Source organism: Nonomuraea sp. NPDC001684 (assembly GCF_053596515.1).
The window spans coordinates 1-8,748 of sequence record NZ_JBSFGJ010000393.1 but is presented as its reverse complement, the minus strand read 5'-3'; the positions used below and the strand labels follow the sequence as shown (position 1 = coordinate 8,748).

Sequence of the window (8,748 nt, the reverse complement as noted above, 5' to 3'; positions counted from 1 at the left end):
GGTCCCGGACCACGCCATGGCAACCAGGTCGGCGCCCATGCCCGCCAGTTCGGGTTGCGCTTCGATCTTTCGCTGGATGGACTCGTTCGCGGATCTGAGCGCATGTCCGAGAACGGTTGTCAGGTCTGAGGGATCGATTTCGCGGTCGTACTTCCGCAGGGTTTCGGTCACGAGGTGGCTGGCAACGTCGCCGGCGACTCGTTCCCTGCGGCCGTCGGCGACCGCGAACACATAGGGACCTGTGTAGATGTCGTCCACGATGTGTCGGCGCGCGGACCCGAGACAGGTGCGGGAGGCCGCGTTCCAGGTGAGGTTCACCATTTTCGTCTGCCTGCCGGTTCGGGGCGGGGGTTGTCGGCTTGATCAGTCTGCCATCGTGTACATCTGGCCTGAGGCGGGTTCAGGCGTGCTCGACGGTGTAGCCGCTGGCCTGGAGGGTGAACAGGCGGGCGTATTCTCCGCCGGCGGCCATGAGGGTGGTGTGGGTGCCCTGTTCGGCGATTCTGCCCTCTGCCAGCACCACGATGAGGTCGGCGTCCTTGACCGCGCTCAGCCGGTGGGAGATGAGCAGGCTGGTGCGGCCGGCTCGATGCTCGCGCAACCGGTGGTGGATGGCGTGCTCGGCCTCCGCGTCGAGTCCGGCGCTCGGCTCGTCCAGGACGAGCAGGTCGCGTTCGCCCCTGATCAACGCTCTGGCCAGGGCGAGCCGCTGCCACTGGCCGCCGGACAGCACGACGCCGGAGGTCTCGGCCGCGTCGAGGAAGCGGTTGCTGAGCAACGTGTCGTAGCCGTGCGGCAGGGCGTCCAGCGCCGTGTCCACCCCGGCCAGCCGGGCCGCCGTCCTGACCTGCTCGGGCGAGGCGCCGAGTGAGCCGAGTGAGATGTTCTCCGCCGCCGTGAAGTCGTAGGCCACGTAGTCCTGGAAGACCGCGGTCAGCCGGGAGCGCAGCTCGGCGGGGTCGGCGTCGCGGAGGTCCGTCCCGTCCCAGCGGACCGCGCCGCGCGACGGGTCGTAGAACCGGCACAGCAGTTTGACCAGCGTCGACTTGCCGGCGCCGTTGAGCCCCACGAGCGCGACGCAGGCGCCGTGCGGGATGGTGAGATCCACTCCGCGCAACACCCACGGTCGCCCCTCGCCGTAGCGGAACCAGACGTCCCGCATCTCGATCCCGGAGCGGAGGGCGGGCAGCGGGCGGGGCGGGCGGCGTACGGGAAGGTCCGGGGCGGCGGAGACGACGGCGCGGTAGTGTCCGAAGACCAGCAGCGCCTGGTGCAGCCGGGCGAGCTGGGTGACCCCGCCCGACAGCGCGCCCTGCACCCCGGCGACGGCGGCGGCGAAGACGGCCACGTCGCCCACGCCGAGACGGCCGCCGGCGATCGCCCAGATCAGTCCGGCGCCGCCGATGGCGGCGCCGAGCAGGGCGAGCAGCCCGTGTCCCGCCAGCGCGCGCCGTTCCAGGGCCTCCTCCTGGCGGTTGACCGCGCGGATCTCGCCCAGGAGACGGTCGCGCAGGTACGCGCCCAGCCCGAACAGCCGCACCTCCTTGGCCGGCTCGACCTCGGTGAGCAGGCCGGCGTAGAAGATCTGGCGGCGCATCGCGGGGCTGATCTGCCATTCGAGACCCACCTTGCGCCTGCTCAGCGACAGTTGCACGCCCAGCGACGGCAGCGCCGACAGCAGGACGATCGCCGTCATGACCGGGCTCAACGCCATGAGCGCGGCGACGAACCCGGCCAGCGTGACCAGCCCGCGCACCAGCGACAGGCTGGGGGCCAGGATCTGGTTGGCCGCGCCGGTCCCGGCCTGCTCGGCCAGCCTGAGCCGGTCGCGGAAGCTGGGGTTCTCGAACGGGCCGAGGCCGACGAACGCGTTGACCGAGGTGAACAGGCGCTCGCGGGTCAGCAGGCCCAGGCCGCGGCGCAGCCGTCCGTCGGTGTGTTCGGTGAGATGCGGCAGCAGCGCGGCGACCAGGCCGACCACGCCGAGCATGATCGTCGGCATCAGTACGGCCCGGCCGCCCGCCAGGCCGTCCAGGATGAGCTTCGTGCACCAGGCGGCGGCCACCGGCGTCGTGCCGCCGGCGAGGACGGCCAGCACCGAGCAGACGGCGGCGACCGGGGCGGCCCGCCAGGCCGGCCCCCACACCGTCACGGCCCGCCCGGCCAGCCGTAACACACCGGGCGAGACGTCGTGGGTCATGCGGTGACGGGAGCGCCGAGCCCGGCCACGGTGACCGCGCGCGACCTGACCCGGCCGGAGTCGTCGAGCAGGTAGAAGGCGGGGAAGGCGGAGTTGGGGAAGGCCAGGCAGACCGGCCCGTTGGCGGGCTCGGCGATCACGGTGGCGCTGCCGCGCAGCGCGTCCGCGTAGCTCTCCCCGCCGGGGCCGGACACGACGGCGAGCACCTGCGAGGGGGAGTAGCCCGCGTTGGCGACGAGCTGGAGGAACGGCGGCAGTTGCCCGGGGCAGGCCTGGCACTCGGTGTCGAAGAAGCCGATCACCGAGGGCCGCCCGATCCCGCGCACGTCGGGGACGGTCGAGCCCACCGGCAGCAACGGCGGCCCCGAGGGGGCGGCGTGCTGCTCGGCGTGGCGCACCCTGCGGATCACCGCGAACGTCAGCACCAGGTTGAGCGCGCTCATGACGCCCACGATGACCAGGGCTGCGATGACGTACGGCATCAGAGGTTCCTCTCCAGGAGAAGGTCGGCGAGGTCGTCGAAGAGCACCAGCACGGCGGCGAGCACCGCGGCGGCGACCAGCGCCAGCGCCACCCCGGCGGGTTCGACGCGCCCGCCCGGCGTCACCCAGCCGGTGACCGCGACCGCGATCAGCAGCAGGTTGCGCACGATCTGGGCGCGGCTCAGCGGAGCGGCGGTGACGCCGAAGCACCGGCAGGCGGCGGCGGAGCCGCGGCGCAGGGCCAGCAGAATCGCGGCGGCGAAGGCCGCGAGCAGTGCGGCGGCCAGCCCGAACCCGGCGCGCTCGCCCAGGACGAGCAGCGCCACGGCGGCGCTCTCGCCGGCCAGCACGGCCACCGCGACCGGCGCGGCGGGCAGCCCGGGAGCCAGACCGGGGACGGAGGACACGAAGGCGCGCCAGCCGGTGGCCTTGCCCGCCAGCGCGGCCAGGAAGACCAGGCAGAGCACGGCCCTGCAGCCCAGCTCTATGTACGGCATGGCGCTCCTTCGCGGGTGGTGCCGCCCACGACCCCCAGCGAAGGGGTCGTGGGCGGGGTGTGGAGGGTCAGCAGCACTCGTAGCAGGACACGTAGGTCGTGCAGTCCGGCCGCACGCAGGTCCACGCGGTGTGGTCGAGCCAGTGGTAGCACCAGCACTCGTAGGGGCACCCCCTGGCGTCCGCGGTGCTGGCGGGCAGCAGGGCGCCGAGCATCCGGTCGCCCAACGCCTTGAGTGTGCGAGTCATCCGACCTCCTGGGTGAGAGGGGCTGTATTCGCCTGATCATCACCATCGGGTCAGGGGAGGGGCAATCCTTTCGGACCGCCACCGAAATGCGACAAATCAGGCGCTGTATTCGAGGAGTTCGTGGCCCAGCGAGGTGAGCACGTGCCGCACGGCCCGGCCTTCGCGGTAGGTGTTCACGAGCCCCGCCAGCCGCAACGCCGTCACGTGCTCGGACACCGTGGAGGCGCTCACCGCCAGCGACCTGGCCAGCTCGCCGGTCGCCGAGCCGCCGCCGATCGAGCGCAGCACCCTGGCGCGGGCCTGCCCGACGACCTGGGCCAGGGCGTCCACCGACGCGGGACGCCGGGCGCCCTCGTCGCCGGCCGGATAGGCGATGACCGCCCTGCTGCCGCCGCGGGGCGGCGACAGTGCGAGGAAGCAGCGGCTGGCGCACATCAGCGGCGAGAACGCCACGCCCCCGTCGCCGAGCTCCACCGGCGACGGGCACAGGTCCGAGGTGTCGATCTGCAGGGCGCAGCCGTACCAGCTCAGCCTGGGGGTGAGCCTGGGCAGCGTACGGCCGAATCCCCGCACGCAGATCAGCTCGGAGTAGCGGTTCACGTGGGCGTTCAGGCGGTGGCGGATCGCGTCCCACTCGGGGGCCACGCAGCTGACGTAGAAGGCGCGGAGCGCGTCGGCGACGTCACCGAGACCGGGCTGGACGTCGAGCTCGTCGTTGAGCGTGCCCGCGCCGGGCGGCAGCGGCAGGTCGGCCCAGAGGAAGCCGGACACGCTGTGCGGTGCGTGGTGGACACGCCGGACGAACGGCATGGCTCTGGCGGGCGTCCTGCGCGCCAGATCCCGCCACGGCGATCCGGGTACGGCGAAGCCGGGATGATGCAGGCACAGGGCGGCGAACAGGGTGTGGTGCAGCGGGGAGATGGTGAAGGTGGTCGCGGCCAGTCCTGCGGCGGAAAAGACCAGACGCATATCCCAGCCCCGTTGTCAGGAAATGTCCGGACATAATGGAGTATGGGGCTGTTAAGACGTACTAACAAGGGTGCGTAGGACGACCCCCAGAACCCGATCGGCCGGGACGAGGCCCCACAACCGCGAGTCCGCGCTGATCTCCCCGTCCCCCAGCACCACGAGCTTTCCGGGCGGCACCGTGGCGGGCAGCCCGGGGCACTGCGGCGGCACCGGTTCGCCCGGCAGCGCCGCGACCCGCTTGACCACCCAGTCGGCGGCCGCGACCTCGGGCAGCGGCCCGTCCCGCCACCGCATTCCCGGCCCGATCGCTTCGAGCACCACGATCTGCCCGCGCCGGACCGCCTTCCCGCGCAGCACCAGCAACCGGTCGCCGGGCCGCAACGCCGGCACCATGCTCTCCCCCCGTACGGTCACCACCGCCAGCCGGCGCCTGGCGACGAACGCGACCACGGCCACGACCAGCAGGGCGGCGGATCCGGCGAACACGGCGATCATCGGCATGGCGCGAGCGTAAACGTCCGGCCTGGGGGGCTCAAGAACTCGTCCGGTCGGACGGGAGGGGCTGAAGTCCTGTCTAGGCGAACGCCGTCACCCGGCGAGAGCGACGTTCGGACGGCGTGGGGCGCCCGTTCCTCGGGGGCGAACACTCATGGTTCGGTCTACGGCGTCGAGGAACACCTCGTTCCTTCGGCGCGGAGGCTGGAAAGGCTGGCATCGCGGTGGTGATCCGTCTAGTCGGGGGAGCGCAGGAGCATTGCCTCCACCTCGGAACCGGCGTCGGCCGTGCAGACGTACGTGGGCCTTCCGGTCGCCGGGTCGACGGCGTACAGGGTCGCACGCTTGCCGCACTTCGAGCACCAGGCGTCCGGCCCGCCGCCGAGTTCGGCCAGGCCGACCTTGATCTCTGGGATAACAAAAGCCATGCGGGCAGCGTAGGTCGGCATGGTCAGGACGTCCGTGGTGACAGGGCGTCATGCGGAATCCATGCCCGCAGATTGTTCGACACGGGAGGTGCCGGGCCTGGTGGTGGGGAAGGGTCGCGTCCTGGCCAGGGCCGCCCCCGCGATCGCCGCCACCCGGACCAGCGCGTCCGTGGCCACCGCGGGCCGGCCGACGCCCCCGATCACCGTCCGGGCCCGCGAGAGCTCCCGCGCGACCGGCCTCACGTGCCGGAGGCCGGTCAACGGTGGGTTCTCGTCAGAGGTAGGTGCCGTACAGGTCTACGGTGGGCCAGGTGGTCACCGCGTTGGCGGCCTTGTGGAGGGCCGGGTCGATGTCGGCGTAGCTCAGGCCCGAGGCGTCGTCGCGCTGGTTGAAGAGCGCGGCCCAGGTGAGCCCGTCATACCGCCGCACCAGCAGGGTGTAGGTGCCGGGGAGGCTGCCGGTGTGCCAGGTGTTGCGGCCGCCGGTGACGTTGCGGACCGACCAGCCGCAGCCGTACCACCAGCCGTCGCCGTTGACGCCGGTCTCGGGTTGGGCGAAGGCCCGGGAGATCGACGTCGAGGTGAGCACGGAGCCGGCGGCGTCGAAGATCCCGGCGAAGCGCACCAGATCGACCGCCGTTCCCAGCCAGCCGCCGTGCGCGTCCATGTTCTCCAGGTTGAACGAACCGTACGGAGCCGGGACGGACGTGCCGGAGGCGTCGAACACCGTCTTTCCCGTGTACTTCGAGACGTACGGCACCTCGCCGGTGACGGCGCCCGCCTTGAGCGTGCGCCCGAGCCTCATCCGGGTGATCCCGCGCGGCCCGAGGATCTTCTGCTGCACGTACGTGCCGTACGGCATGCCGCTGACCTTCTCGATGATCCGGCCGAGCAGCAGGTAATCGTAGTTGGCGTAGGCGTACGTGCTGCCGGGGTCGTGGTCCAGGGCGAGGCCGCTGGCGTACCGCATGATGTCGGCCTGGCGGACGGGCAGCGCCGCGCCGAGCGCCCTGGAGACCGCCAGGTCGCTGAACATGGGGTCGGCGGTGATGGACGAATCCCAGCCGCCCAGGTGCTGCAGCAACCTGAGAACGGTCACGTCCTTCAGCCGGGGATCCACCGTCTTGCCGGACGGCGGCGTCAGGGGGAGCAGGTCGGGCAGCCGGTCGGTGAGCTTGAGCTTGCCGTCCTGCACCAGTTTGAGGACGGCCGCGCCGGTGATGGGCTTGCTCAGGCTGGCGATCCGGAACAGCGAGGTCGGCTGGGTCTTCAGGGTGGTGCTGGTCGTCCAGGTGTAGCCGCGGGCCAGGACGAGCTTGCCCTTGCGGGTGACGGCGAGCGATCCGCAGGAGAGGTTACGGGCCTGCATGAAAGCCTTCATGGTGCTGTCGAAACTGCCCAGCCCGGCTCCCAGGGTTCCGGTCGTCTTCCACGTCCCGGCGGCGGCGTCCGCCCTGCCCGGCTGACCGGCGACGAGCCCGGCGCCGGCCAATCCGAGCCCGGCCAGGCCCATCGTCCGGCCGAAATCGCGTCGGGTCAGCCTGTCAGGCATCTGTCTTCCTCCTTGATCGAACAAAACACCACCGGGCAAACTACCTCAAACATCGCCGCTGGTGGCGCAGACCGCCCGAGCCGGGCGTGGTAGGGCAGTCCCTACCATCCGGACACCGGGCGGCATGATCGATTTCGGTGCTCGGCAGCCACAGGATGGGCACATCACCTCGTCCAAGGGAGTTGCCGAGAACATGCGTAGGTATCTTGCCGCAGCTGCGGCCGCCGTCGTCCTGCTGGGTGCCGCGTCCCCGGCGCCGGCCGCCGCCAAGCCGTCGTCGCCCACCTTGCAGCAGCAGCTTGACCGGTTGACCCAGCAGGACGGGCTGGCGGGTGCGCTGGTGTCGGTGCGTGAGCCCGGCGGCCGGGTCGGGACGTGGACGTCCGGCGTCGCCGAGCGCGGCTCTGACCGGCCGATGGTCGGCGCGGACGCGCACTTCCGCATCGCCAGCGTGACCAAGTCGGTTGTCGCGGCCACCGTGGTGCGCCTGGCGGACCAGGGCAAGATCGATCTGGACGCCCAGGCGGAGCGGTACGCGCCCGGTCTGCTCGACGGCAGGCCGATCACCGTGCGGCAACTGCTGACGCACACCAGCGGCCTGCCCGAGTACCTGCCGCTGATCGACCCGGCCCGCCTCGGCGCCGACGCCGACGCCTACTTCCTGAGCCTCGCCCTGGACGCCGAGCCCACCGGCGAACCCGGCGAGAAGTGGGCCTACTCCAACACGAACTACCTGGTGGCCGGCATGCTCATCCAGAAGGTCACCGGCAAGGACTTCCGGACGGTCACCCGCCAGGGCGTCCTGAAGAACCTGCGGCACACCTACTGGCCGCGTCAGAACGAGCTGGACATCCGTGGCAAGCACGCCCACACCTACGGTGTGAACCCGTTCGACCCGAAGAGCCAGGGCAAGGTGGTCGACACGACCTTGGAGCCCGGCTACCTCTTCGGCGCCTCGGGCGGCCTGATCTCCACCCCCGACGACCTGAACCGCTTCTGGCAGTCCCTGCCCGCCTCCACGATCAAGACCATGCTCGCCCGGACCGTCCCCGCCAACGACCCGCCGAAGGCCGACTACGGTCTGGGCGTCTACTCCTACCCGTTCGCCTGCGGCCCGGCCTGGATGCACGACGGCGGCCTGCCCGGCACCCGCGTCCTCAGCGGCCGCGACCGCTCGGGCCGCGCCGTCACCCTCTACGTGACCGGCACCCCGAAGAGCGACGCGCACATCTTCGAAGCCTTCGGCACCGCCCTGTGCGGCAGATGACCCAGGCCCGCCGGGGGAGCTGTCACGGGCGGGAGCCCGATTCGGGCCGGCTGCTCGCGCCACCGGCGTCAACGGCGCAGCAGCAGGCGCAGCAGGCGTAGCGCCCGGGAGCGGCGGGCCGAGTCGGCCGAGAACATGTAGATCATGGCGGGGAGCGTCACCAGCGCGGCGCTCGTCACGACCAGTGCGGCGAGGTGGGGCAGCATCATGGAGCTTCCCTTCGTGAGTTCGCATCGCCTCGGCCGGTGCCGAGGGCGCGATTTCAGGATGGGGCGCGCCGAAGTGCCGTTGACGATCTGTGCCAAGGTCTTACGCGATCCGATGAACCCGTACATCGGCTGACAGAAACTGACGGTTCCCGGCCCGGATGGCGATGTGCACGGATCCGTCACGGGTGGGTTTGGCTCTCCGGGATTCTGGAATCCTGACATCACCATGTCTCCGCAAGCCCCCCTGCCGGAGGATCCCCTGGCCGTTCTGCGCGAACGCCTGCGGGACCTGCATCTCCACGCAGGCCAGCCCAGCAGCCGGGCTCTGGCCAGGCAGACGGGCGCGATGAGCCACTCCACCGCGCACGGGGTGATCCGCTGCGTCAGCCTGCCTCGATGGGG

Annotated in this window: 11 protein-coding genes and 1 pseudogene; 1 reads left to right on the top strand and 11 read right to left on the bottom strand. The window is 71.4% G+C overall.

Annotated features, from left to right (window positions below; all coding sequences use genetic code 11):
* The 10 genes and pseudogenes from ACWCSD_RS40985 to ACWCSD_RS40940 all read right to left on the bottom strand — a co-directional run.
* A pseudogene (locus ACWCSD_RS40985) lies at positions 1 to 321 on the bottom strand (hypothetical protein); the annotation flags it as partial.
* A gap of 79 nt (positions 322 to 400) precedes the next feature.
* On the bottom strand, positions 401 to 2,200 hold the full coding sequence (locus ACWCSD_RS40980; RefSeq protein WP_449922986.1) for an ABC transporter ATP-binding protein: 1,800 nt from the start codon (positions 2,198 to 2,200) through the stop codon (positions 401 to 403).
* Positions 2,197 to 2,682 carry a TlpA family protein disulfide reductase gene (locus ACWCSD_RS40975; RefSeq protein WP_352356185.1) on the bottom strand — a complete coding sequence of 162 codons (486 nt, stop codon included), beginning with the start codon at positions 2,680 to 2,682 and terminating at the stop codon, positions 2,197 to 2,199. The genes ACWCSD_RS40980 and ACWCSD_RS40975 overlap by 4 nt, the downstream gene beginning before the upstream one ends.
* Positions 2,682 to 3,179 carry a MauE/DoxX family redox-associated membrane protein gene (locus tag ACWCSD_RS40970; RefSeq protein ID WP_397161966.1) on the bottom strand — a complete coding sequence of 166 codons (498 nt, stop codon included), beginning with the start codon at positions 3,177 to 3,179 and terminating at the stop codon, positions 2,682 to 2,684. Before ACWCSD_RS40970 ends, ACWCSD_RS40975 begins: the two co-directional genes overlap by 1 nt.
* 67 nt (positions 3,180 to 3,246) lie before the next feature.
* Positions 3,247 to 3,426, bottom strand: coding sequence for a hypothetical protein (locus tag ACWCSD_RS40965; RefSeq protein WP_125645566.1), 180 nt, complete (start codon positions 3,424 to 3,426; stop codon positions 3,247 to 3,249).
* A 96-nt stretch (positions 3,427 to 3,522) separates the two neighbouring features.
* Positions 3,523 to 4,395: an ArsR/SmtB family transcription factor gene (locus tag ACWCSD_RS40960; protein ID WP_387682737.1), complete on the bottom strand. Its 873-nt coding sequence runs from the start codon at positions 4,393 to 4,395 to the stop codon at positions 3,523 to 3,525.
* 51 nt (positions 4,396 to 4,446) lie between these two features.
* Positions 4,447 to 4,896 (bottom strand): S26 family signal peptidase, encoded by a 450-nt coding sequence (locus tag ACWCSD_RS40955; RefSeq protein WP_397161965.1) that lies wholly within the window; start codon positions 4,894 to 4,896, stop codon positions 4,447 to 4,449.
* A gap of 230 nt (positions 4,897 to 5,126) precedes the next feature.
* Positions 5,127 to 5,318, bottom strand: coding sequence for a hypothetical protein (locus tag ACWCSD_RS40950; protein ID WP_352356176.1), 192 nt, complete (start codon positions 5,316 to 5,318; stop codon positions 5,127 to 5,129).
* 48 nt (positions 5,319 to 5,366) lie between these two features.
* Positions 5,367 to 5,561 carry a hypothetical protein gene (locus tag ACWCSD_RS40945; protein ID WP_397161964.1) on the bottom strand — a complete coding sequence of 65 codons (195 nt, stop codon included), beginning with the start codon at positions 5,559 to 5,561 and terminating at the stop codon, positions 5,367 to 5,369.
* A 31-nt stretch (positions 5,562 to 5,592) separates the two neighbouring features.
* The gene (locus ACWCSD_RS40940; protein ID WP_449922977.1) at positions 5,593 to 6,870 is read right to left on the bottom strand and encodes a serine hydrolase domain-containing protein; all 1,278 of its coding nucleotides are present in this window, start codon (positions 6,868 to 6,870) and stop codon (positions 5,593 to 5,595) included.
* A 193-nt stretch (positions 6,871 to 7,063) separates the two neighbouring features.
* Between ACWCSD_RS40940 and ACWCSD_RS40935 the strand changes: the two genes are divergently transcribed.
* The gene (locus tag ACWCSD_RS40935; RefSeq protein ID WP_449922974.1) at positions 7,064 to 8,137 is read left to right on the top strand and encodes a serine hydrolase domain-containing protein; all 1,074 of its coding nucleotides are present in this window, start codon (positions 7,064 to 7,066) and stop codon (positions 8,135 to 8,137) included.
* 68 nt (positions 8,138 to 8,205) lie between these two features.
* Here the strand turns inward: ACWCSD_RS40935 and ACWCSD_RS40930 are convergent, their stop codons facing one another.
* Entirely contained in the window at positions 8,206 to 8,346 is a 141-nt protein-coding gene (locus ACWCSD_RS40930) for a hypothetical protein (protein WP_352356170.1), read from the bottom strand.
* Positions 8,347 to 8,748: the final 402 nt, after the last annotated feature.

Excerpts from the sequence above, each read along its gene's own strand:
- ACWCSD_RS40970 (WP_397161966.1), bottom strand. The coding sequence starts at position 3,179 with ATGCCGTACATAGAGCTGGGCTGCAGGGCCGTGCTCTGCCTGGTCTTC.
- ACWCSD_RS40960 (WP_387682737.1), bottom strand. The coding sequence starts at position 4,395 with ATGCGTCTGGTCTTTTCCGCCGCAGGACTGGCCGCGACCACCTTCACC.
- ACWCSD_RS40975 (WP_352356185.1), bottom strand. The coding sequence starts at position 2,682 with ATGCCGTACGTCATCGCAGCCCTGGTCATCGTGGGCGTCATGAGCGCG.
- ACWCSD_RS40930 (WP_352356170.1), bottom strand. The coding sequence starts at position 8,346 with ATGATGCTGCCCCACCTCGCCGCACTGGTCGTGACGAGCGCCGCGCTG.
- ACWCSD_RS40980 (WP_449922986.1), bottom strand. The coding sequence starts at position 2,200 with ATGACCCACGACGTCTCGCCCGGTGTGTTACGGCTGGCCGGGCGGGCC.
- ACWCSD_RS40940 (WP_449922977.1), bottom strand. The coding sequence starts at position 6,870 with ATGCCTGACAGGCTGACCCGACGCGATTTCGGCCGGACGATGGGCCTG.
- ACWCSD_RS40955 (WP_397161965.1), bottom strand. The coding sequence starts at position 4,896 with ATGCCGATGATCGCCGTGTTCGCCGGATCCGCCGCCCTGCTGGTCGTG.
- ACWCSD_RS40935 (WP_449922974.1), top strand. The coding sequence starts at position 7,064 with ATGCGTAGGTATCTTGCCGCAGCTGCGGCCGCCGTCGTCCTGCTGGGT.
- ACWCSD_RS40965 (WP_125645566.1), bottom strand. The coding sequence starts at position 3,426 with ATGACTCGCACACTCAAGGCGTTGGGCGACCGGATGCTCGGCGCCCTG.
- ACWCSD_RS40950 (WP_352356176.1), bottom strand. The coding sequence starts at position 5,318 with ATGGCTTTTGTTATCCCAGAGATCAAGGTCGGCCTGGCCGAACTCGGC.